This window comes from Blautia faecis (assembly GCF_020554845.1).
Taxonomy (GTDB): Bacteria; Bacillota; Clostridia; order Lachnospirales; family Lachnospiraceae; genus Blautia_A; species Blautia_A faecis.
In genome coordinates this window covers 14,034-38,441 of sequence record NZ_JAJCIA010000032.1, presented here as the reverse complement: position 1 = coordinate 38,441, position 24,408 = coordinate 14,034, and the positions used below count along the sequence as shown (strand labels likewise).

Below are 24,408 nucleotides of genomic sequence, written 5' to 3'. Positions count from 1 at the left end.
TTCTTACTCGTCCAGAAGTTTCTTTAACTCTTCTTTATCCGTAAGACCAACCAGACGGTGTGCTTCTGCTCCGTTCTTGAAAATGATCAGGGTAGGAATGCTCATAACCCGGAACTGCTGTGCAAGCTCCATGTTCTGGTCCACATCAAGCTTTCCTACTGCATAACCTTCCTCTCCCAGTTCCTCCACGATTGGCCCCTGACGCATGCATGGTCCGCACCAGGTTGCCCAGAAATCAAGAAGAAACGGTTTCTCGGATTTTAATACTTCCTCTTCAAAATTCTGTGTTGTGATTACTTTTGCCATAATTGATCCATCCTTTCTATCGGTCTATTCTTCTCTCTGATTTCATGTCGAAATTCTACTTTTTTTGTCTGTTTCTCACATACTGGTTTGCACTGAGTCCCGCCTGGGCACCATCGTAAACTGCCTTTGCCACCTGCAAAAGACCGCCGGTACAGTCACCTGCTGCAAAAAGCCCCGGAATGGTGCTCTCCATCTTTTCATTTACCTTGATGTTGCCTTTCTCAGTAAGTGCCGCGCCCATCTGTCTTGCCATTTCTGCGCTTCCTGCAGTTCCAAGCGCTACAAAAACGCCGTCTGCCGGGACAAATGTCTCCGTGGAATCCCTTACCGGACTCTCCGGGTTATGGAGCTCTGAAGCTTCCATTTCAGCTTCCTTTCCTTCTGGCAAAAGCTGAAAGTTCTTCTCTCCGTCAGTATCTGATTTTGCATCCGTCTCAGACTGAGAGATCAGACGCAGTCCGGACACCTTCTCGTCTCCCTCTACAGACTGAATTTTCATTGTATTCACCGCAAAAGAAGATTTCCTGGAAAACTCCGGTTCTTTCCCATCTGTGTAAATGGTAACAGAACCAGCCATAGGTGCCAGTTCTTCTGCCTCATGAAGAGCAAAGTCGCTGTTTCCAAGCACTGCAACATCCTTTCCCCTGTAGAAAAATGCGTCGCACACAGCACAGTAGCTGACACCTCTTCCCTCAAGTTCCTTAATCCCCGGAATTGCAGGAGCCTTTCGTTTGCTTCCTGTGGCAAGAATCACGCTGATGGTGTCAAAATCACCTGCTGTTGTCTTTACTGTAAAAGTATCAAACCCGCCAATCCCCAGCACCTGTGCCTCCAGGATCCGCACGCCTAATGCTTTCGCCTGTGCAAGTCCTGTCTCAAATAATTCTTTCCCGGAAACAGGATGTTCCATACCATAATAATTCTCTATTTTTTCTGCTTTTTCCAAAGCACCAATGCCGTTATTGATCACCAGTGGATCCATATTTGCCCGGGCAGCATACAAAGCTGCGGAAATTCCTGCCGGTCCGGCACCGATAATGATTATTTTTTCCATATACTTCAGAATCACCTGCCTTTCTTATGATTCCAATCATTTCCACATATTGTTATTTACCATGTAACTGTTCCGTATCTTCACAGTTACCCCATTCCCTGAAGGGTACCTGCTAAATAGTTACCTGACAATATACTTTCTATAAAAGAAATTCAGACTTTTCATTTTTCGTCGGTTCTTTTATCGTCTATAGCCTTCTCTGCATAAGCCAGTCCCCAGAATATCACAGCTGGCATACACGCCATCAACGGAAACGCATAACGCAGAAGACCGTTTACCGGAGAAGCTATACAGATTGCCACATTCAGCGCCGGGGCAGCCAATACCAGGATTCCTTTCCATCGCTTCCTGTAGATCAGATATCCAAGGAGCAGAATCACGATCCATGTGTAGGTTCCCGCATTGCAGATCTGCGCAAGACCTGGAATCTGACTCCACAGATCGGCATAACGTTTCAGCTGATTCCTTGTCTCTGCGGAAAAGATCTGATGATAATCTGACTCTTCAATCAGCGGCTCATTTACTGTATAGAAGCGGTAGGAGCTCTGCGCGGTGCAATTATGAAATGGGTAATAATATCCATAGCTGTTATGAAGTGTGGCTTCTATATACACCCCCGGATGCCTCAGAAACATGCTGAACCAGGCATTAAAGTAGCGTTTCAGCTTCGCCATGGTAATATGTCCGCCGCGATAAGTTGCCTTTACCGGATCAGACAGTTCCGGATTATACAAATCCGCAATCTCATCATACTTCATCACCCCGTCAATTGCTTTAGCTTCTTCCTTTGTCACATCATCCGGATATTCCTTCAGATATCTGGCTGTCTGCTGCATTGGAATTGAGAAAAATACTCTGGATGGGAAATTACCAATGTATAGTCTCGGTGCCACTTCTTTCTGAAGCCCCATGTAGCCCACTGTCACAAGGATCACCATTCCAACTGCATACAGTCTGCGTTTTTTTCCAAGGAAAAAGAATAACAGGATAAATGCAGGAAGCACCATGTAAAGTCCATTATTTCTGGTAATGCACATGCCAAAGCCAACCAGAAACAGCACTGTCAGCTGCTGTCTTAAAGACTGACCGCTTTTTTCCCGAAGGGTGGGAATGCAACATTCCACATAGATTACCATGAAAAGGGAAAACAGAGCGCTGAAACTTCCATCCTTAATGATCGTCTGGGAATAAGCTCCAAATACAGGCACAAGACTGAAAAATGCAATACAGCAGATATTGAACCATCTTGGTGCTCCCCATGATTTCAGTTTATAACAAACAGTGGCATAACATACCGCATAAATCAGTGCCAGCACGCCAACCACCATGAAAATGCCCCAGTTATCACTGATCACATTTCCAATTGTCATCAAGGCTCCCATTATAAGGCTTAATTCCCATGGATGCTTGTTTGTAAATCTCTGATTTCCGGCAAACATATTCAGCTGCCGGAAGCCATCATAGGGAACACTTCCTGGCCAGAAGATCAGGATATAGGGAAGCCATCCTGCCAAAATCAGCAAAAATGCTACCAGAAGGTAGTGTTTTTCCATAAATTCCGGAAATTTCTTTATATTCCTGCTGTGCAGAAAAGGATGCTTCTCTCCATATGCATATAAAAGACTGATCACTATATCAAACAGAAAAAAGAATCCTGCCCATGTAAGCAATGCGATCAGAATCTGATTTCTCCCAGCTGTAAAGAAGGTCCAGTTTCCCTGCACGGAAAAGGACATTCCGATCAGCATAAAAACAGAAAACATGGCGGCGATCAGATGCGTGATCCATTTACAGCTTCTGCAAAAATTCTTCCAGCATTTCATGTACAATGCAATGATTGCAATGAGAACCACCAGTTTGTCGATTCCGATTCCTGTCATCTCTTTCTTGCATAAAGAAAGAAATGTTTCTCCCGGATTATCTGCCGAACCAGCATACAAGCCCGTCATGGAAAGAGCAAACACTGTTAAAATGGCGGCAATAAACGGCAAAGTATATTTTTTTAATTTTTTTTCCACCAATAAATCCTCCCGACTTTTATCACACTGCCATTCTAACATTACTATATATGAAAAGCAAGGCGTGGTTTTTACAAGGTAAATTTTTGGAATTTACAGATTTTTTGAAATTTTTGTTGCGTCAAAGCAGTTTCTATGCTATTATATGCACTGTAAGTTCAGAGAACTTATAAATGCCCAGATAGCTCAGTTGGTAGAGCAGAGGACTGAAAATCCTCGTGTCGCTGGTTCGATTCCGGCTCTGGGCATTTTTTTATTTTTCAGATACGCTCTGGAAAAAGCCGCCCCCGAAGGGGCGGCCTCATTTATTTTGTAAGCATTTTATCTAATGTTTCGTTCAGCATCTCTCTGGATGTCACCTGTATCGCCTGAATTCCTGCCTTCTTCGCTCCTTCCACATTATCCATGCGGTCATCGAAAAACAGACACTCTTCTGCTTTCAGGCTATATTTCTCCAGAAGAATTTCATAAATCTCCCTGTCTGGCTTCAGGGCGTGAACCTGATAGGAAACAACTCCCCCATCAAGTACATTCAGGAATTTCGCTCCCTTGGTGTGCACATGGAGCAGCTCTTCTGAGTAATTGGAAAGCAGGTAAATCTTATAACCCTTTTCCTTCAGCGCTGCAACCTTGTCCCAGACCTCCGGACGCTTTACAGCCATCTGCTCTCCGTTTCGAAGGAACCAGCCCATCACATCCACATCGTCCGGGTACTTCAGTTCATACTGATGAATGGCTTCCTCAAGGCTCAGCCTTCCTCCGTCAAGTCCCTGTACCCAGATCTCATTGTCAAACATTTCCTCGCCAATTCTCTTCGCCTCAGCTTCAGAAAGGCCGTAGTCCCTGGTCAGCATCTCAAACCAGCGATACTCCACCAGTACATCTCCAACATCAAAAATTAAATTCCGAATCATTAGTCTTCATAACCATTCGGGTTATTGCTCTGCCATCTCCAGGAATCCTCGCACATCTCACGGATGCCATTCTCAGCTGTCCAGCCAAGCTCTTTCGCTGCCTTGGAAGCATCGCAGTAGCAGGTAGCAATATCGCCTGCACGACGTGGTTTGATCGCATATGGGATCTTAACGCCTGTTGCAGCTTCGAAGTTCTTCACAATATCAAGAACACTGTAGCCTTTTCCTGTGCCAAGGTTGTAGATTGCAAGTCCAGGATTCTCCTCGATCTTTTTAAGCGCTTTTACATGACCTTTGGCAAGATCTACTACATGGATATAATCTCTCACGCCGGTTCCATCCGGAGTGTCATAGTCATTACCGAATACGCCAAGCTCTTTCAGTTTGCCAACAGCAACCTGTGTGATGTATGGCATAAGGTTGTTCGGGATACCATTTGGGTTCTCGCCGATGGTTCCGCTCTTGTGTGCACCGATCGGATTAAAATAACGAAGCAGCATTACGTTCCACTCCGGATCTGCTTTCTGGATGTCTGTAAGAACCTGCTCCAGCATGGATTTGGTCCAGCCATATGGGTTGGTACACTGTCCTTTCGGGCATTCTTCTGTGATCGGGATCTGTGCCGGATCTCCATATACAGTTGCAGAGGAAGAGAAAATAATATTCTTAACACCATGTTTTCTCATTACATCTACAAGAGTCAGGGTTCCTGCAATATTATTCTCATAATATTCCCAAGGCTTTACAACGGACTCTCCAACAGCCTTCAGTCCGGCAAAATGAATACAGGAGTCAATGTCTTCTTTGTCAAAAATCTGGTCAAGGGCTTCCCTGTCCAGGATATCTGCCTTATAAAATTTAACCGGCTTGCCTGTGATCTTGGAAACTCTGTCAAGGGCCTTCTCGCTGGAATTAGACAGATTATCCAGAACTACTACGTCATAACCGGAATTCTGAAGTTCTACAACTGTATGGCTTCCAATGTATCCTGCACCGCCTGTTACTAAAATTGCCATGATATTTTCCTCCTCGTTTGCTGCAAAGTTCCCACCACTCATCACAATCAATAAACAAATAACCTTCTGCTGTTTTCTCTTTTCACAGCACTACACGGAATGTTATCTGCAAACAGCAACTGTGATGGTTTATGTCCATTCTTTGCAATCTTTATTCGTAACCTGGAAGACATGTTTTATGTTACCGTGAACGGAGTGAACAGTAACTGTTTTATGCCTGCCAGTTTTAGAATACCACTATTTATATTTTTCTACAATAGATTTCATCTCAGATAATTTCTGTTCCATATCCCACACCAGCTTGAACTGGGTTCTTGCACGATCCAGATTCTGATTTTCTCGATGAATGCGGAAGTAATGATCTCCCTCCAGATGGTCTGCCAGGAAACGCATTCCACACTCAAAGGTCATCAGGATTGCACCCATCGGAAGCATTTCCACCTCCAGATCTGTGAGGGCACCGCCGCAGCCTTCCAGAAATCCTTTTACATACACCTCAAACAGATGAAGGTCACAGGACACTTTGGAAATATCCTGCTCATCCTCTGCTGCCGTGCTTGCGCCAAAACGGATGGAATCACCAAAATCATTCAGAGAAAGTCCCGGCATTACCGTGTCCAGATCGATCACACAGATTCCCTTATGTGTAGCATTATCGATCATGATATTATTCAGCTTTGTGTCATTGTGCGTTACACGAAGAGGCAGCTTACCTGCATCCTGTAAATCCACAAGTGTATGGGCCAGCTGCTCTCTTTCCAGGACAAACTGTATCTCCTTCTGAACATCAGCCGCCCGTCCGCATGCATCCTCTTCCACAGCCTTTTTAAAATTGGCAAATCGCTTCACTGTATTATGAAAATCCGGGATTGTCTCATGAAGAGTATCTGCCGGATAATCAGCAAGAAGGCGCTGGAAATTACCAAATGCAAGAGCACTCTGGTAAAAATCCTCGTCATTTTCCACCTGATCAAAGCAGGTTGCATCTTCTATAAACAGATACGCTCTCCAGTATTCTCCCTCTTTATCTACAAAATAAGGAGCTCCAGCACGGTCATTTACGATATTCAGGGTTTCGCGCTCTGCATCCCCGCCATTTTCCAGGATTTTCTTCTTCAGCCAGGAGGTGACACCACTGATATTCTCCATAAGACCAACAGGATCTTTGAAAATCTGCTTGTTCATTTTCTGGAGAATATAGCGCTTCTGTCCGGCTTCTGTGGAAAATACAGCACAGTAAGTCTCATTAATGTGGCCATTTCCGAATATGCCAACCTCTTCAAGTTTACCGCCAAAATCAAAGCTGTTGATTACTTCCATCAGTTCCTGATGGCTTACATCTTTTGTTTTTCCCACTTATTTTTCCTCCCAAAGCTTCTGAGGATAAAGACCGTCATCTTTCAGCTTCTGAATTGCAGCAACTACTACCGGCTTATCTTCTTTATAGGTAACTCCGTACCATTTGTCCATAGATTTCAGAACTTTGACAGTTGCTTTCTTCTCGCCAAGAAGCTCATCTACAACAAATGGAAGGAAATATTCGCATTTCAGAGGATTCTTTTCCACATTTTCTTTCAGGAATAATGGGAATCTGTCCTTCAGTTCTCTCAGAATGCTTGCAGAAAATCCCCACATATTCATAGACACCGTAGCATCCATAGGAAGCTCTGTCCATGTAGCACCATCATCCTCGGTATAAGCAGCACCGCCATCTCTCTTCTCAATATGGGTGCGCTCATTAATATCCTTCAGAAATCCCTCTTCGTCTGTCACACAAACACCACGAGCCACATGTCCATTATCTGTCAATGTGTTCTCAAGCTTGTAGCCTACCATCATGTACTGATAAATGCCGTCTTTATCCTGATTCTCTGTAAGGAAATCATATGCCATCTTAAATGCATGACGTCCATAATAATCATCCGCATTAATAACGGCAAAAGGTCCATCAATCACATCAATACAGCTCATGATCGCATGTCCGGTTCCCCATGGCTTCACACGTCCTTCCGGAACTGTAAAGCCTTCCGGCAGATTATGCAGATCCTGGAATACAAATTCCACCTGGATATGCTTACTCATACGATCTCCGATAGCGGCACGGAAATCAGCCTCATTCTCCTTCTTTATAATAAATACAATTTTTTCAAACCCTGCCTGAATAGCATCATAGATAGAAAAATCAATGATAATGTCCCCGTCCTTATCAATAGGATCGATCTGCTTCAGGCCACCATATCTGCTTCCCATACCTGCTGCCATTACTACCAATACCGGCTTTTTCATGTTATTGCTGCCTCCCATTTTTTATTTGTCAAAGCGGAGATTCCTGATCCGCTTTGTTGCTTATTCATAACGATACCAGGGACAAACAATTGCCCCTGGTTCGATGGTAACAGACAAATCTCTTCTTGTCAATTTCTATCAATTATTTCACAGGAAATACTCCGGTTTTAATATTCCCAGACCGCTCCCCAGCACTTTTCCTGACTTCAGATATTTCTTTGCAGCTCTCTGAAGAGATGTGTTCTCGGAATATACATTCAGGTTCCGCTGTACTTTCCCCCAAATACGCCATTCAGCCTCACGCTCATCCCAATCTGTTTCTACGATCTGAAATTGATTCTGAAACATAATGATATTGCTTTTCTCCGGCAAAATGTCTTTAAGCCCCGGATAGAGCAGCCAGGAATGACACAGATACGGCATCTCTTTCCCCCAGAAAGCCATTCCCTGAATAATGGATTCCCTCACACTCTCCAGTGTGAGCTTTTCGCCCTGTGGAATATGAATACTGATGATTGGATCTCCTTTTTTTACCATTCTTTCTCCTGCTGTAAAATTCCAGCGGGAATCCATGATTTCAAATTGCATTCTTCCAAGCCTGAAAATGGTAAGCTTCATATGGCGGAAAAACCAGTCGTATTCATCAATTCCATACTCTCCATATTCCAGAAAACAGTTTTCACACCAAAAGGTCAGATCGTAAAAAGTGTCCCTGAAAATTTCCCGGCTGATTCCCCGCTTTTCATAAGCATCATAGGTTTCGGCGCCCATGCGGCATAAATAATACAGAAACACAAGCCGATAATCCTTTTCCAAAAGAATTTTTTCATAAAACAAAGCTCTGTCTTTCTCATACAAAAGCTTATTTTCCTGATATTCTTCCTCCCCAATGCGTCCGGATTCCTGAAGCTCATTAAGCAGATGCACAGCCTCCGGCAGCATGTTGATTTCAGCTAAAAATTCATTTATTTTCATTGGCAAATCCTCTGAGATTTACAACCTGTCCCGTTATTCTTGCTTCCTCTGCTGCCAGTGCCATCAGATGACTCTCCACGGAAACAGCAGCGTCTGTTTTACCCTTTCTTCCTTCTCCTACCATACGGACAAAATCATGCATCATACTCATATCACTTCCGTTATGTCCGTTTGCAGGTGTGTGAAGCTCTATTGTCTCCAGATTCCCACTGACAAAATCTCTGATCTCAATAGTACCTGCATCCATATCGCCTTTGATCTCACCTTTTGTTCCCATAAGACGGATCCGTCTAGCACACTGGTCTGTAAAGGCTGTCATAAGGAAGGACGCTGTTACCTGATTTTCAAACTTTATGTCAACGGACTGGTGATCTACTACTGTATTATCACAGTGGAATACACATCTTCCGTAAGGTCCTTTTTTCAAAGCCTCCAATACATGCTCCGGATCTGTCTGATCGGTCACTGCACGTACCAGATAGCCATCTAAATTCTCCAGATAAAAGCGTGGTGCATAGAAAGCACATTCATCTCTATGTGGGCATCCATCCAGACAATAAGCAGGAGCTCCTTCCGGTGCATTTTCCTCTGTAAAATAAGACAGTTCACCAAAGGAACTAAGGCTTTCGCATTTACTGTCTGCCAGCCACAGCATGATATCCATATCATGACAGCATTTCTGCAGGATCATAGGACTGGATTCCTCTGCATTTCTCCAGTTTCCTCTTACAAAGCTATGTGCCTGATGCCAGTAACCTACCTCTTCCATATGCTGGATAGTCATAAGTCTTCCTATTTTGCCTTCTTCCAGAAGTTCTTTTAATTTGGAAAAGAACGGAGAATACCGAAGTACGTGGCACACGGACAGAATACGGTCGTATTTCTTCGCCATCTCTCCCATTTCAATGATTTCTTTCTTGTCGGGAGACATGGGCTTTTCACAAAGTACATGATATCCCTTTTTCAGAGCCATGATCGTAGGCTCATAATGCATCCTGTCCATGGTGCAGATCATGGCACAATCTGCCAGCTTTTCTTTTCCAAGAAGCTCTTCATAGCTTTCGAAGCAAAGCTCTTCCGGAATATTGTGTCTTTTTGCAAAGCTCTCTCTGCGCTCTTTATCCGGCTCTGCAACTGCCACCACCTGAAATTCATCTGGATGGTCCAGTGCATACTGAGAATAAACATGACCTCCTCTAAGGCCTGCTCCAATTACAATACTCGTTACCTTTTTCATACTCTTTTACTCCTGTCGCAAACGTATTTTTAAAACCGTATCTTTTTCATCTGGCAATGGATAGGTAAATACCGGATCATCTCCGAAGGAAACAAAGGCCACATCCGGATACAGCACCGTATTCCATGCTTCCCCTCTGTTCACCTCACTGCCGTCTGCAAGATATGTAACAGATTCCAGCTTATCCGGGCCGATTCCATACAGCGGAAGTGCTCCAAGCGGTGTCTCATAAACATGAGCATAAATGATGTCACCTTTCTGGGTATATCTTCCCCAATCCGGCTTTTCCAATTTGGAAATTCCGCATCCGTAAATGCTCTCCCCATTTTTTTTCATCCATTTTCCAACTTCTGTGAGAATCTGAACACTCTCCTCCGGAATATTTCCACGGGCATCTGGTCCCACGTTCAGGATCATATTTCCACCCTTGCTGGCACATTCCACCAGCTTTCTTACAAGCATCTGAGGGGTCTTATACTGATGGTCGAAATTGCAATATCCCCAATGATTATTCATAGTGGCACAAAGTTCCCATGGAATGGGTTCTCCCTTGTCATCACATACTCCTTTTGGAGGAATGATCTGCTCCGGACTTGCAAAATCACCGCTGTAAATCAGTGGTTTCTCTGTTGTAATGCTGCCATGGTTATCCCCCGCACCTTCCAGACGGTTGTCAATGATCACATCCGGCTGATACTTTCGAACCATTTTGATCAGCTCTGTGGCTTTCCATTTTTCTCCGGTCATATCGTCATAGGAAAAATCGAACCATAGAAGATCCAGCTTGCCATACCCTGTTACAAGTTCCTTTATCTGGCCATGCATATACGCAAGATATCTGTCAAAATCAATTTTTTCATCTTTATATGCCGGATTGTTTCGCATAGGATGCTGCCTGTCTCCATATTTAGGAAAATCCGGATGATGCCAGTCGATAATGGAAAAATAAAGACCAACCTTTAATCCTTCCTCTCGGCATGCATCTACAAATTCTCTTACCAGGTCTCTGCCTGCTTTTGTGTTTGTTGACTTGTAGTCTGTCAGTTTAGAGTCAAACAGACAAAATCCGTCATGGTGCTTTGCTGTAAGTACCACGTACTTCATGCCTGCTTTTTTTGCCAGACAAACCCATTTCTTCGGATCATAATCCACAGGATCAAACTGATCAAAATACTTACTGTATTCCTCAATTGTCATTTCTTTCTGTGACATCATCCATTCACCGCATGCTGGAATGGAGTATAATCCCCAATGAATAAACATACCGAATCTGTCTTCCATAAACCATTTGGTGCGCTGTCTTATTTCCTCATTCATGTTTCTATTCTCCTGTCTTCTTCATTATATCAGAAAATTTTGTATATTCAGCATTTTTATCAAAAAACTTTCATTTCACCTGTCAACCTTTCACGGCTCCGCCAGACAGTGCCTCAATAAAGAATCTGCTGAAAATACAGTACAGAAGCACAGGCGGAAGAATGATAATCACCATAGCGGAAAAAAGTCCGTTATAATTGGTGTTAAAGGCTGTTGTGAAAGTAGACAAAAGCGCCGGTACTGTCAGCTTTTCCCTTGTGATCAGCACAAGAGAGGCCCAGTAATACTCATTCCAATTATTCAAAAACGCAAGCACAGCTGCTGTCATAATTCCCGGACGTGCAATTGGAAAAATTACTTTCATCCAGGTCTGTACATACCCACATCCGTCAATTCTCGCCGCCTCTTCCAGCTCTCTTGGGATATTGTCGTAATAGTTTTTGATCACAAAAAAACTCACTGCAATTCCACTGCAGGAATAAATCAGGATCAGCGCAGATCTTGTATCATATAAATGCAGGCGGTTTACCAGATTATATACCGGATAAGTAAGGGCTGTGGCTGGGATAAACATGGTGGAATACAAAAGTACATTTACCAGTGCTTTTCCTTTGAATTCCATTCGCGCTACCACATATGCAGACATGGAAATCATCACCACACTGATCACCACGGAAACACCTGCGACAAAAAGACTGTTTCCAAAATATCTCATCACATGTAAATCTTTAAATGTGGAAATATAACCATCCAGACAAATGGATTCCGGAAGCTGAAAGCCAGGTCTCGCCATAGGATCTTTTTTCAGGCTGGATAAAACCAGCCAGCCAATGGGAAGCAACGACACGATCAGCGCCCACGCAAGACAAATGTAAGTCACGATCCTGGTTCCCGCCGGCATACTATTTACACCTTTCAGGGTATTTGTTTTTTTCATATTCATCCTCTTTTCCTTCTTATTCTTTCTCTTTCCTGAAAGAAATGCTGTATACAAAATTAATCACCAGAATGATCACCATCCCAGCCAGGATCTGGATCATTGCCACTGCATTGGCTCGTCCAAACTGGGTTCTCGGACTGGTAATGGCAAGCTCGCGGATAATGTAACTGATACTGTAGGTTCCTGCAGCTCCTTTTGTCAGGAAATAAACCTCGTTATAAAGAAGGAAGCCGGAGGTTGCAGCAAGAACGGATACTGTTTTTAAAGTTCCTTTGATCATAGGGATTGTAATATACCAGTCCTGTCTCAGACCGCTTGCCCCATCCAGCATAGCTGCTTCTCTTACCTCTTCCGGCACTGCCATAATATTCCCCAAAATCATTAAAGTTGTAGTTCCTGTAAAGAAAATATAGGCACAGGTCATGGCCACAAAAGCCGGTCCTTTCAGAAGTAGGATATTATCCCTGAATTCTTTGTTGAAAAGACGAATGATCGGGTTGATAATTCCATAAGAAGGGTTGTACAATTGTAAAAATACAATGCCCATAGCGGCAGTTGAGATCATATTCGGAATAATATAGACATTTCGTACAAATTTAATACCTTTTACCTTTCTGGACAGGGCCAGAGCGATCAAAGCAGCAATGGGAATCTGTACCACTGTTCCAAGAATGGCCCAGGTGGTTGAATTTTTCAGTGCTTCCCAGAAAAATGGATACTTGTTAAAAATATAATCATAATTATCCCACAAATTGCTCCAGCCGAAAAACTCCGGACTAGTAATATTGGTATAATCCCATTTGCAGAAAGAAGTGATAAACACCGTAATAATGGGATACAGATAAAATACGCAAAATGCGATCAGGGTAGGCGCAAGAAACGCTATAATAAATCCTTTTCTCCGCGTACCCAGCTTATTCTTTCTTTTTTTCGCAGCATTCTGATTTTCCAAATTCATACCTCCAAAAAGGGAAGAGATTTCTCCCCTCCCTCTTCTATTTCATTCATAGTTTCTGTTCATCACAGCTGTGTGCTTTAAGCAACCAACGCGATCAGCTCTGTCTGAAGTGCTGCAAATCTTGCATCAATATCTGTTCCTGATACCGCACACTCCATCAATGCATTGATGATAGCTTTGTCCACGTCAGATCCCCAGGTATAGTTCATGTCAATCACTACAGTATCAGCTTCATTTACCTGAGAACAAGCCTGTGCAAGCTTTCTTGTAGCTGCATCATCACTCTCTTCTGCAAGTGCGTTCAAATCAACTGTTGTGTTACATGGATTTGCCTGTACGCCAGTGAAGATTTTTTCTTGAACCTCAGCACTTGTCATATATTTGATAAACTCAAGTGCCAGCTCTGTTTTCTCATCACTCATGTTATTTGCCACAGCAAGTCCGCCGCCTGCAGAAGCGATTGCAATATTTCCAGGGAATAAAGCAGGCTCAATGGCATCTGTTAAAGACGCATCAATTCCACTTGCATTCCATACACCATTGAAAAGAACACCAGCCTTACCATTTGTATTAAATTCTGCCATAAGATTTCCGTTATCATCTGTAGTATGCTCAGAACCATTTGCCTGATCCAGGTTTGCAGCAGTCTTAAATGCAGCTGCAAATTCCTCTGAATTGATGGTGTCCTCTGTCAGCTCAGATTCCAGCATTTTCTTGCCTGCATCTGTGGAAGCCATAACCGTGTTTACAATATAGCTGGAGCCCTGTCCTGCAATGTATCCGTACACATCCTCGTCCAAAGCACGGATTTTTTCCATTGCTTCTCCAAAAGAATCCCAGTCTGCAAACGCCTCCTCTGTAATTCCGGCTTTTTCAAAAATATCGGAATTATACCATAAGCCACGGCTCTCAATCTGATCATGCACTGCATAAATATGACCATCCATATCATGCTGTGTATAGTTAAGACCAACTGCATCCTGCAGACCATTTTCATCGATATACGGTTTCAGATCGTATACCAGATCCTGGGAAAGTGCTGCCTGCGGAACTCCGCCACCGCCTACATCTACCAGATCCGGGAAGGAACCGCCAGCAACCTGTGCACTTACAATGTCATCTCTGTTTTCTACAGCGATTGGTTTGAATGTAACTGATCCATCAGCATGTTCCTTTGCGAACTCATCATAGATATCCCTCATAACCTGAGCTGCAGCCCACTCGCTCTCATCCTGGTAATATCCATGGTAAAATTCCAGAACATCATCATCTGCATAAGCAGTCGTTCCAAATCCAACCAGTGCAGTAGTCCCCATTGCTGCTGCCAGTAAAACACTTACCATTTTTTTCTTCATTACAAAAATCCTCCTTCATAAATTATACGTCTTTGCTTTAACTGTCCTTATTTTACCCTTGTTTTTAGTATTTTTGAATGAATCCCATTTGCAATTTACAGGTATTTATTGACATTTTCACAATAAAAATAAGGAAAATATTTACCTGACGGCAATATTTTCCTTATCTTTATTTTCCCTATTTATCTATTTTCATTTCACCCAGCTGCCGGGTAAAAGCTTCCGGTGAAATTTTACCGGTAAGCTCTCTGAAAATGTTTTCTGTAAAATAGGCTTTCTGTTCATAAGTCCACAGATTATCCGGAACTTCAATTTTATCCTCTGCACTTAGAACCAGAGAAGCAGCCTGAAACAGCCGCGGCATTTCCTTCTCGTAAGAATCCAGAACTACCTGCTTATTCGCCGGAATCTGCTCTGTTTCCTCCAAAATCCGCGTCTGCACCTTCTTGCTTAGCATATATTTCAGGAACCGGATGGAAGCCTCCTCTTTCTGTTCGTTTCCACTTTTTCCAAGCACATAACCAAAACAGGCAGATTCGCAAGACAGATTTTTCCCGGATGTAGTTGGAAGCAGTGCATACTTGGCATTAATGTTTTCGGAAATCAAGGAAGCGCCCCATACGCCATTCACATATATGGCAAGCTTTCCTTCATTGAACAATCTGGTCTCATCCAAATAACTGTATTCTGCATTTTCGGAGGTGGAATATACATAAATTTCCTGCAGCCGTTTCAACACCTCTGAAATTGTACCGATATCGTTTCTGTCCTTTTCTGTACCTTCTTCCAGAAGCATATGGTCCATAAAATAAAGATAGCCCTCCGGAGATGTCTGAAGCGAAGCAATTTCATTATTCTCACGCTCCGACCATTTCCAGATCTTGTAGCACATACCGCGAAAAGCATCCCAGGTCCTGGGAATTTCCCTTACGCCAGCTGCATGCAGAATATCTTCATTATACCAATAACCACCACTTAAGGACAAAACATCTGACACTGTAAACAGCTCCCCTTCTTCTGTGGTCCAATAGTTCAAATTGGTCTGGGAAATATCGGAGGCAAACTCTTCATCTTTTTTCACATAGGGCATAATATCCAGCGCCATATTATTTTCCACAATAAAATCATAGGTTGTATTCTGTCCCATACCACTGAAGGTGATCACATCCGGCATATCTCCCACCATGATCATATCTTCCACCTTACGCAGCATTTCCTTTCTTCCTGGCATGGAGATCAGCCGCACCTCAATGTCCGGATTCTCCTTCTGAAATCCATCGTAAATATCCCTCATAGCTACATGATCTTCACCAGTTCCGCCCCATGCATGAATCATTGTGATAGTTACAGGCTCTTTTTCTTCTTTCCCGCAGCCTCCAAGGATCAGACTCCCGGCTATTCCGATACTAAAGAAAAGACCTCTAATTTTTCTCTTCATGTTGTTCTCTTTTCCTGAATTCTTTTGGTGATACCCCGGTTATCTTTTTAAACATTTTTGAGAAATAACCAGCATCTTCCACTCCTACCGCTTCTGAAATCTCATAAGTCTTCATCTCTGTATTCTGCAGATATTCTTTTGCCTTTTCCACCCTTTTCATTAAAATCTCATCAAACAGATTCACACCTGTTTTATTCTTATAATAACGACTGAGATAGCTGCGGTTCACATGCAGGGTATCTGCAATATCATCCAGCGTGATCTTTTTGCGAAAATTTTCTTCCAGATACTGTTCGATCTGGTCAAGCAATGATTCCGGTTCTTCTGCCTTCGTATGCTCCTGGATTTCAAGCTCTTTTTTCAGTCTGGACAGCTTTCCGATTGCTTTTTCCACTGCCTGGGGAAGTTCGTCTATAATGGAAATCTTAAGCACATACTCACATACACTGTATTTAATGGCACGTTTGGCATACTCAAAATCCGAATATGCGGTAAGGATGATCACCTGGGTTTCCGGGCAGGTTTCGTATATATATTTACATACTTCTAACCCGTCAGCACCAGGCATCTGTATATCTGTGATCACAATGTCCGGCATTTCTTCCCCGATTTCTTCCAACAGCTCCTGTCCATCACTGACTACTTTCTCCAGAGAGCAGTTCATTTTTCCCCAGTTTATCAGCTTCTGCAAAGCCTCTCTGATGTATCCTTCATCATCGGCTGCTATCACTTTCCACATAATTTCCACCTCTTTCAATTGGAACTGCAATTTCTATTTCCGTTCCCTTTCCCGGTTCGCTCCAGACCTGGAACTTGTAATGATCCCCATACAGGATCCGGAGCATTTTCTTTGTATTTTCCCATCCCACATGGGTATGGGGAATGTTTTCTTTATTTTCCTCTGCCTTCATCTGATTCTGACCAACGCCTACTCCATCATCTTTTACCCAGATATAAAGCATTTCCCTTTCATATAAAAGGACCTGCAGATTTCCTTTTTCCCGCTTTGGTTCCAGACCGTGTGAAACTGCATTTTCCACCAAAGGCTCAATAAGAAGACGAGGAATCAGATCTTCGCCGATTTTTTCATCCTCAAGCTTCACCTCATACGACAGTTTGGCCTGATAACGGCTCTTCTGCAGATATAAATAGAACTGAACGATTTCCAGTTCCTCTTTTACCTTTATCTTAATCTCTTTTTCCCGGAATATCTTGCCCTGCATCAGTCTGGAAAAAGCATTCAGCCCATCGTAAACTTCTTCATTTCCTGCCATTTTCGCTTTCAGACTCAGCATGGCCAGAATATTAAACTGGAAATGGGGATTTATCTGGGACTGGAGATATTTTACCTGGGATCTGGCTGCCACAATTTCTTTTTCGTAAACCTGGGTGATCAGATATTCGATTCTGTCTGCCATCTCATTAAACACGATCCCCATGTCATGAAACTCCAGAATAGAAGAATCTTCCATTCTGACATTCAGATCCGGTTTTCCAAAGGCCTGTATGCTTTGGATCATCCTGGTGACCGGTTTTGTAAAGCGGTAGCTGATAGCATATGAAACCAGAAATGCAATTCCCAGTACCACAACAAAACCCACAAGAACAATAAAAAGAGTGGGCTTCAAAATAGAAAAAATATTCCCATATCCCACTGTGATCACCGTGCGTACTCCAAATCCGCAGGGATTTCCATAGCCGATCACTTTCGCACCCTCCAGGTCTTTTGTTCCACTCCATGAATTCTCAGAGGTCTGCAGCTTTTTCACCAGCTCCGGGGCGCCTTCTGAGACAAGCAACTGATCATTTTTGTCCAGGACTGCCCATCCTCCATTATGATACAGCTGTACCGTTTCCAGAACTTTCGCTACTGCACTCTGGCTGATCTGCACGATTCCGGTTCCTTTTTCTGCCATATTCTCATCATAAATACGAAAAAAAATATTCAATTCATCTTCATCGGACAAACAGGCATACTGGTCACTGGTGCCTTTGAACTCCTGCTGTAGTTTTTCGTATTTTCGCTTCTGTTCTCTCCCTGCTGCCAGGGTAGTTGCATAATAGTGCTCATAAATACATTCATTTCCATTATTAAACAAATAAATTCCAGTGACAAAAGGCAGCTGACGTTCTACCATATTCCGCTCTGAAAAAAGTTCCATGCTGTAGGAAAGCTGTGGTTCTATTTCCTCCAGGTCGTATTCTTCCTTCTGAAAAAATTCATCCAGTACCGTATTATGACGTATGGCGATCACGCTATCCTCAATAAACTGCATATGCGCCTCATACTGCTGACTGGTATAGCGAAGTACATATTCAATATCTTCCTGTGTTTTCTGGAAAAAGAAAGAAAAAAAGACATAGAAAACAGCTGCGCATACAGACAGCAAGGTGCATACAGAGGTCACTATCATCAGAAGAGTAAGTTCCCTTTTCAGGGTGTACGTTTTTTTCATTTTATTTATCCCCAGGGTAAATTTCTATGTTATAAATTCATTATAGGAAAAGCTTTCGAAACTTGCAATCAGTTTTCACCAAAAAAAGCAAAAAAAAGCAGAAATATTTATGGCATTTCGCCTAAATATAGGGTATACTGATATTGTCTTAGGAACAAGGGCAGGGTTTTTATATGACAGCATTCTGATAATGCCGTCATTTTTTTGCACCTTGTTAAAGTGATCATACTCACTTATTGACAAAGAAGGAGAGGTAAAATGAAAGTAATTAAAGTTAAGAATTATGAAGAGCTGAGCCGTACTGCAGCTACCATTATCGCCGGTGTTATTTTGTCCAAACCGGATTGTATCCTTGGACTTGCTACCGGTTCTTCCCCGGTAGGTACCTACGATCAGCTGGCTGCTATGTATGAAGAGGGAATACTGGATTTTTCCCATGTAAAATCTGTGAACCTGGACGAATATGTAGGACTGGACGGATCCAATGACCAGAGCTACCGTTACTTCATGAACAAGAACCTGTTCAGCAGAGTCAATATAGATATTAAGAATACCTATGTTCCGGACGGAACCAATCCGGATACAGAGGCCTGCTGCGAAGCTTACAATACGCTGCTTAAGAATATGGGAGCTGCAGACCTTCAGCTTCTTGGAATAGGACCTAATGGCCACATCGGATTTAATGAACCAGACGACCATTTCCAGGCTGGCACACACTGTGTAGATCTTACAGAGGCTACCATCCAGGCGAATAAGCGTTTTTTTGCAAGCGAGGAGGATGTGCCACGCAAGGCTATTTCTATGGGAACCGGCAATATTATGAGCGCAAAGACCATTCTTCTTGTAGCTAACGGCAAGAACAAAGCCAAGGCTCTCGCTGCTGCGATCAAAGGACCTGTTACCCCACAGTGCCCGGCTTCCATCCTTCAGTTCCATCCAAATGCAATTATTGTGGCAGATGAGGATGCACTGAGCGAACTGTAATTTTTTAATTTATGCTTATATAAAAAGGAGCTGCTTCAATATGTTCCAAAAAGGCTTTCTGCAAGCTGTACGTCACAATTTGCAGAAAGCCTTTTTCAACACGCTCTAAAAAAGCAGCTCCATTTTTGTACCTTTTCCAAGATCGCTGTCCACATTGATCTGGGCATGATGTAAGGTTGCCCCATGCTTTACAATGGACAGTCCAAGACCAGTTCCTCCGGTCTGCCGTGAATGACTTTTGTCCACACGGTAAAATCTCTCAAATATTCTTTTCTGTTCAGATTTCGGAATTCCGATTCCATCATCCTCTACCCGGTAAAAAGGACGGTCTCCTTTTCTGCCCACATAAATATGAATATGTCCTCCCGGATTGGTGTAACGGACAGCATTGTCCGCAATATTGTACAGCATTTCATATAAAACATGCCGTACTCCCTGAATGTTGATTGGAATACCACAATAATCCAACGAAATGTTTTTCTTTTCCGCATGATCCCGGAGATTGTTTACCACATCCTTTGCCAGCTCATCAAGCTCCACACTTTCCATGGAGACCACTGCATCCTGCTGTTCATCCAGGCGCGACAGCTGGATAATATCTGCCACCAGATTTCCCAGACGATTGGCCTCCTTATAGATTCGTCCTGAAAAATCAGCAATATTCTCCGGTCTCACCATTCCATTCATCATCAGCTCCGCATAACCGGAAATGGACATCAGAGGTGTCTTTAATTCATGAGAAACATTTGCAGAGAATTCCCTTCTCACAGCCTCTGTCTTCTTCAACTCCTCCAGCTGGCTTGCAATCTGCTTATTCTGCTGATCCACCCGCATCAGCAAAGGACGGAGTTCTTCGTAGCATACATTCGAAAGAGGATGCTCCAGATCCAGGTTGTTCACCGGCTCGATCAGACTCTTTGTCTGCCTTTGCACCAGCACGATTTCTACCAGAATGATCAAAAGCATCAAAAGTCCCAGCCAGATAAAGCTGCTAAGCAACGTATGGAACACACTGTCTGTTGTTTTTGCCAGGCGGAGGATTCTGCCATCATTCAACCTCACCGCATAATAAAAGGTCTGGTGTGACAAGGTTTCCGAATAACGGACAATTTCTCCCTGTCCATCTTCCATGGCCTGGATAAATTCCGGACGGCTGCTGTGGTTTGGAAGCTTTGAAGCCTCTGCCTCATTATCATAGAGCACGTTTCCATCTGAATCGGTGAGCGTAATACGTGTATCTGTGGTTTTTCCCACATTTCCGTTTAAATACTCTTCTCCAACTTCTTCAATCCCCACTTTTACATATTCAGCTTCATCTCGGACGCCCTTTTTCATAGTACTGTTAAACTTATCATACATCACAAAGCTGGCGGCTATAAAGGTGAGGATAACCGTGAGAACGATCATCACACTGGTATGACTGAGGATTTTCTTTTTCATCCCTGACTGCCTCCCTTGTCTGCCATTCTGTAACCTACGCCGCGGACAGTCTCGATTAGTCTGCCGGTATCCCCAAGCTTCTGCCGAAGGGTTCGCACATGTACATCCACAGTTCTGGTCTCCCCGTCAAAATCATAGCCCCATATATGGCACAAAATCTGGTCACGAGTCATAACGATTCCTCTGTTTTCCATAAGATACAGAAGAAGTTCAAATTCCTTGCGGGTAAGCTCCACAGGCTGCTCATCACAATACACCTGATGACGGCCTGGAAAAATACGAAGTTCCTCACAGCTAAGCTCTCTGTCATCTCCGTGGCGGCTGCTGCGCCTGAGCACCGCCTTCACTCTGGCTATAAATTCCATCATTCCAAAGGGCTTGGTAATATAATCGTCTGCCCCAGCTTCCAGAGCACGGACCTTATCAAATTCTGCTTCCTTGGCAGTTACCATAATGATGGGAATATCTCTGGTTCCGGAAGATTTTTTCAGTTTTTCCAGAATGGAATATCCATCCTCTCCCGGAAGCATAATATCAAGAAGAATCAGCTCTGGTTCCTCCTCTGCAAGGGCTTTCCACAATTCCTGGGAGTCTTCTAACCCTCTTGCATGAAATCCGGTCGTCTCCAATGTATATACTAAAAGATCACGGATGTTGTTATCATCTTCAACACAAAAAATCATTTTTTAGTATTCTCCTCCCATGTCTTACCTATTTTTACATTACCTGTAAATCATCATTATTTCTTAGTATACGTACTTTTTTCCCCTTATACAAGTGCACAACTGTAAAGTCACGGTAAAAAGCAGGAAAACAGGTTACCGTTCACGACCTGGCCAGTGACACGCTTCGCGATGCACAGAAATCATGCATTCGCATGTTTTCGCGCCGCAAAAATTATATTACCAGTTGCTGCCTCCGGAAATGATTCTCACAGGAATTTTTCCAGAGCAGCAACTGGCAACATCTACTCTCCCGGTTACGGAAGCATATAGTTCACACGGGCAACCTCCAGTTCGTGATGGAAATGTTCTCCCGGTGCATTTTTTACAGTGTCAAGGTGACTGTGTGTATCATAAAGATCCTCATGCACCTGAGTCACACAGACTCCGATATTGGAACAATGATCTGCGATTCTCTCCAGGCTGGTTGTAATATCAGAAAGCACAAATCCCATCTCTATTGTACACTCTCCGGCACGAAGACGATTTACATGACGTCTTTTCAGCTCACGGCTGAGCTCATCGATCACCTCTTCCAGAGGTTCAATTTCTTCGGCTGCTCTCATGTCCTGATTTGCAAAAACGCTATACGCTTTTTCCACAATATCCGACACGGCTTTTTCCATAATGTGAAGTTCCTGCACTGCCTTGTCTGAAAAGCGGGCATTTTTTTCTGAAATTTCCTTTGCAGATTTCATAATGCTAAGTGCGTGGTCGGAAATACGCTCAAAATCTCCGATACAGTGAAGCATAATGGACAAGCTGTGGCTGTCTTCCAGAGAAAGATCTTTCTGATTCAACTTGATCAGATAGGTTCCCAGTTCGTCCTCATAGCGGTCAACCTTTGCTTCAATCTTTTCCACACGGAAAGCTGTCTCCTCCTGGAAATCATCCAGCAAACCAAAAGAAAGGTTCAAAGCGGTTTTGGACTGCTCTGCCATTTTCCTGGCAGCTGTTTTACTCTGCTCAATAGCAATACCAGGATTACTAAGAAAACGGGATTCCAGGATCATAAACTCCTGATCTTCTGCGGAAATAACTTTCTCCTCTTTTGTATCACGGACAGTTGCACATGCCATTTTTACAAGCATATCTCCAAATGGAAGAAGTACAAGTGTTGCAATGATGTTAAAGGCACTGTGGATCACTGCGATGCCGGCAGGACCTGCCACTTCTTCAATGAAAGAGAAATGTAAAAATCCATTCAGCACATAGAATACAACCATAAATGTAACAGTTCCTACAATATTGAAGTACAGATGAACGATTGCTGCACGTTTTGCATTCTTAGTAGCACCGATTGAAGAAAGCATTGCTGTAATACAGGTTCCAATATTCTGTCCCATGATAATCGGAAGCGCTGCTCCGTAACGGACTGCACCAGTTACACAAAGCGCCTGGAGAATACCAACAGAAGCTGATGAAGACTGAATAACAGCAGTCAGAAGTGCACCGGCCAGCACACCTAAAACAGGGTTGGAGAACTTCAGAAGGATGTTTGTAAATTCCGGTACCTCTGCCAGAGGTTTTACGGCACCGCTCATGGTATTCATACCGAACATCAGCACTGCGAAACCAACCAGAATGTTTCCAATATCTTTCTTCTTTTCATCATGAAGGAAGACAATAAAAACAACTCCGATCAATGCCAGAATCGGTGAAAATGAGTTTGGGTTCAAAAGTCTTACAAAGAAATTGGAGCTTTCAATTCCTGCCAGGCTGAGAATCCATGCGGTAACAGTAGTACCGATATTTGCGCCCATAATAAAGCCAACAGCCTGGGACAGATGCATGATTCCCGAGTTTACGAAGCCGACTACCATAACTGTGGTTGCCGATGAAGACTGAATGATTGCAGTAACTGCTGCACCAACCAAAACTGCTTTCACACGGTTAGATGAAAGGTTTTCCAGAATCTTTTCCAGTTTACCGCCGGAAAGCTTTTCCAGACCGTCTCCCATTACCTGCATTCCATAAAGGAACATCGCCAGTCCGCCGACCAATGTCAGAATGCTAAAAAAATCCATTACGTTTCCTCTCCTTTTTTTATCCTTTTAAAAGTTTATTGGGTTCTTAATTTCTTTTGTTTACAAAACCAATATAAGTGGGCTGTGTAAAGTTTCGGGTGAGAAGAATGTTAAATATATGTAAAATACTTTACAATCTTGGATTTTCTTATACAGGAAAAATGTAAAGCCAGGCTGTTGAAAATGTAAAATATTTGTTTGATAGTTGATTTTACTGTATTTTCCAAATTTTACATTCAAAAAAATCCCCCAGGAAACATGAAGAATAATTTTACAATTATCGCTGCATATCTCATGAGGGATTTTTATATAATACATGTAATGATTCAGTATCTTCACTGTTACACACTTCGCGGAATAACATCATCAGACTCGTTCTAGAGCCTGTTTGAAAAAGACTCTGATACCTTTAAAATCCTCGGATTTCCTCTTCCTCTGAATGGGTTTTATCGATGGAGCGGATTTCCAGAAAGTAACTGTAACTATCATTTACCTTTACTTCCACTCTGTCGCCAATCTTATGACCTTTCAGTGCCATGCCAATCGGAGAGTCAATACTGATTCTGTTCTCCATGGAATTTCCCCGGATGGAAGTAACAAGCTTATATTTCTCAACCTCGTCATCTTCCTCAAAATAAACTTCTACAATGTCATCCATTCCAACCTCGTCACTACAGGATTTATCAGAAACGATGGTTGCTGTTTTTAACATATTCTCCAGATAGCGGATGCGACTCTCGTTCTGGTTCTTATGACGCTTGGCAGCGTAGTATTCAAAATTCTCACTTAAATCGCCCTGGGCACGTGCTTCCTTTACTGCCTCAATTGCCTCTTTGCGGACAACCAGCTTACGGTGCTCAATCTCCTGTTCAATTTTCTCTACGTCTTTTTTGGTGAGCTTCTCTCTCATTTTTATACATCTCCTTTATAGCTGCAACACCACTTTGCACACCACCTTAACAGAT

The 24,408-nt window shown here is 43.0% G+C and carries 21 protein-coding genes, 1 tRNA gene and 1 pseudogene; 2 read left to right on the top strand and 21 right to left on the bottom strand.

Annotation, left to right across the window (positions count from 1 at the left end; translation table 11 throughout):
* Positions 1-3: 3 nt before the first annotated feature.
* The 3 genes from trxA to LIZ66_RS14315 all read right to left on the bottom strand — a co-directional run bounded on the left by trxA (position 4) and on the right by LIZ66_RS14315 (position 3,378).
* Positions 4-306, bottom strand: a complete 303-nt coding sequence (gene trxA, locus LIZ66_RS14325; RefSeq protein WP_118582321.1) for a thioredoxin — start codon at positions 304-306, stop codon at positions 4-6.
* Between the two features lie 55 nt (positions 307-361).
* On the bottom strand, positions 362-1,360 hold the full coding sequence (locus tag LIZ66_RS14320; protein ID WP_173718214.1) for an NAD(P)/FAD-dependent oxidoreductase: 999 nt from the start codon (positions 1,358-1,360) through the stop codon (positions 362-364).
* Between the two features lie 161 nt (positions 1,361-1,521).
* On the bottom strand, positions 1,522-3,378 hold the full coding sequence (locus LIZ66_RS14315; protein WP_173718213.1) for a DUF6020 family protein: 1,857 nt from the start codon (positions 3,376-3,378) through the stop codon (positions 1,522-1,524).
* 175 nt (positions 3,379-3,553) lie between these two features.
* Between LIZ66_RS14315 and LIZ66_RS14310 the strand changes: the two genes are divergently transcribed.
* A tRNA-Phe gene (locus LIZ66_RS14310) sits at positions 3,554-3,626 on the top strand.
* 57 nt (positions 3,627-3,683) lie between these two features.
* Here LIZ66_RS14310 and LIZ66_RS14305 read toward each other — a convergent pair.
* From LIZ66_RS14305 to LIZ66_RS14245, 13 genes are all read right to left on the bottom strand, one after another.
* On the bottom strand, positions 3,684-4,292 hold the full coding sequence (locus LIZ66_RS14305; RefSeq protein WP_173716895.1) for an HAD family hydrolase: 609 nt from the start codon (positions 4,290-4,292) through the stop codon (positions 3,684-3,686).
* Positions 4,292-5,308: a UDP-glucose 4-epimerase GalE gene (gene galE / locus LIZ66_RS14300; protein ID WP_118582312.1), complete on the bottom strand. Its 1,017-nt coding sequence runs from the start codon at positions 5,306-5,308 to the stop codon at positions 4,292-4,294. The genes LIZ66_RS14305 and galE overlap by 1 nt, the downstream gene beginning before the upstream one ends.
* 237 nt (positions 5,309-5,545) lie before the next feature.
* The gene (locus LIZ66_RS14295; RefSeq protein ID WP_173716919.1) at positions 5,546-6,628 is read right to left on the bottom strand and encodes a phosphotransferase enzyme family protein; all 1,083 of its coding nucleotides are present in this window, start codon (positions 6,626-6,628) and stop codon (positions 5,546-5,548) included.
* A 36-nt stretch (positions 6,629-6,664) separates the two neighbouring features.
* Positions 6,665-7,594, bottom strand: coding sequence for a sugar phosphate nucleotidyltransferase (locus LIZ66_RS14290; protein ID WP_195409690.1), 930 nt, complete (start codon positions 7,592-7,594; stop codon positions 6,665-6,667).
* A 147-nt stretch (positions 7,595-7,741) separates the two neighbouring features.
* Positions 7,742-8,569 (bottom strand): acyltransferase domain-containing protein, encoded by an 828-nt coding sequence (locus LIZ66_RS14285; protein ID WP_118582306.1) that lies wholly within the window; start codon positions 8,567-8,569, stop codon positions 7,742-7,744.
* Positions 8,556-9,806 (bottom strand): Gfo/Idh/MocA family protein, encoded by a 1,251-nt coding sequence (locus tag LIZ66_RS14280; protein WP_118582303.1) that lies wholly within the window; start codon positions 9,804-9,806, stop codon positions 8,556-8,558. The genes LIZ66_RS14285 and LIZ66_RS14280 overlap by 14 nt, the downstream gene beginning before the upstream one ends.
* Positions 9,807-9,812: 6 nt before the next feature.
* The gene (locus tag LIZ66_RS14275; RefSeq protein ID WP_173716896.1) at positions 9,813-11,123 is read right to left on the bottom strand and encodes an alpha-L-fucosidase; all 1,311 of its coding nucleotides are present in this window, start codon (positions 11,121-11,123) and stop codon (positions 9,813-9,815) included.
* Between the two features lie 82 nt (positions 11,124-11,205).
* Positions 11,206-12,060, bottom strand: a complete 855-nt coding sequence (locus LIZ66_RS14270) for a carbohydrate ABC transporter permease (RefSeq protein ID WP_148461675.1) — start codon at positions 12,058-12,060, stop codon at positions 11,206-11,208.
* Between the two features lie 19 nt (positions 12,061-12,079).
* Entirely contained in the window at positions 12,080-13,015 is a 936-nt protein-coding gene (locus LIZ66_RS14265; RefSeq protein ID WP_227199100.1) for a carbohydrate ABC transporter permease, read from the bottom strand.
* Between the two features lie 83 nt (positions 13,016-13,098).
* Positions 13,099-14,376, bottom strand: a complete 1,278-nt coding sequence (locus LIZ66_RS14260) for an ABC transporter substrate-binding protein (protein ID WP_195391680.1) — start codon at positions 14,374-14,376, stop codon at positions 13,099-13,101.
* Positions 14,377-14,554: 178 nt separating this feature from the next.
* The gene (locus LIZ66_RS14255; RefSeq protein WP_227200950.1) at positions 14,555-15,814 is read right to left on the bottom strand and encodes an ABC transporter substrate-binding protein; all 1,260 of its coding nucleotides are present in this window, start codon (positions 15,812-15,814) and stop codon (positions 14,555-14,557) included.
* Positions 15,798-16,553, bottom strand: coding sequence for a response regulator transcription factor (locus tag LIZ66_RS14250; protein ID WP_227200949.1), 756 nt, complete (start codon positions 16,551-16,553; stop codon positions 15,798-15,800). Before LIZ66_RS14250 ends, LIZ66_RS14255 begins: the two co-directional genes overlap by 17 nt.
* A complete protein-coding gene (locus tag LIZ66_RS14245; RefSeq protein WP_195391683.1) occupies positions 16,528-18,270 on the bottom strand; it encodes a cache domain-containing sensor histidine kinase in 1,743 nt (580 codons plus the stop codon). The genes LIZ66_RS14250 and LIZ66_RS14245 overlap by 26 nt, the downstream gene beginning before the upstream one ends.
* Positions 18,271-18,528: 258 nt before the next feature.
* Here LIZ66_RS14245 and nagB point away from each other — a divergent pair, with 258 nt between their 5' ends.
* Entirely contained in the window at positions 18,529-19,254 is a 726-nt protein-coding gene (nagB, locus tag LIZ66_RS14240; protein WP_173718210.1) for a glucosamine-6-phosphate deaminase, read from the top strand.
* A 35-nt stretch (positions 19,255-19,289) separates the two neighbouring features.
* On the opposite strand, the pseudogene LIZ66_RS20120 reads toward nagB, so the two are convergent.
* The 5 genes and pseudogenes from LIZ66_RS20120 to greA form a co-directional block, all read right to left on the bottom strand.
* Positions 19,290-19,340: pseudogene (locus LIZ66_RS20120) on the bottom strand (DUF6783 domain-containing protein); the annotation flags it as partial.
* A gap of 19 nt (positions 19,341-19,359) precedes the next feature.
* The gene (locus tag LIZ66_RS14235) at positions 19,360-20,694 is read right to left on the bottom strand and encodes a sensor histidine kinase (protein ID WP_227200948.1); all 1,335 of its coding nucleotides are present in this window, start codon (positions 20,692-20,694) and stop codon (positions 19,360-19,362) included.
* The gene (locus LIZ66_RS14230; RefSeq protein ID WP_227200947.1) at positions 20,691-21,377 is read right to left on the bottom strand and encodes a response regulator transcription factor; all 687 of its coding nucleotides are present in this window, start codon (positions 21,375-21,377) and stop codon (positions 20,691-20,693) included. Before LIZ66_RS14230 ends, LIZ66_RS14235 begins: the two co-directional genes overlap by 4 nt.
* Positions 21,378-21,673: 296 nt before the next feature.
* A complete protein-coding gene (locus tag LIZ66_RS14225) occupies positions 21,674-23,443 on the bottom strand; it encodes a Na/Pi cotransporter family protein (protein WP_148461683.1) in 1,770 nt (589 codons plus the stop codon).
* Positions 23,444-23,852: 409 nt separating this feature from the next.
* Entirely contained in the window at positions 23,853-24,353 is a 501-nt protein-coding gene (greA, locus tag LIZ66_RS14220) for a transcription elongation factor GreA (RefSeq protein ID WP_118582273.1), read from the bottom strand.
* Between the last annotated feature and the right edge of the window lie 55 nt (positions 24,354-24,408).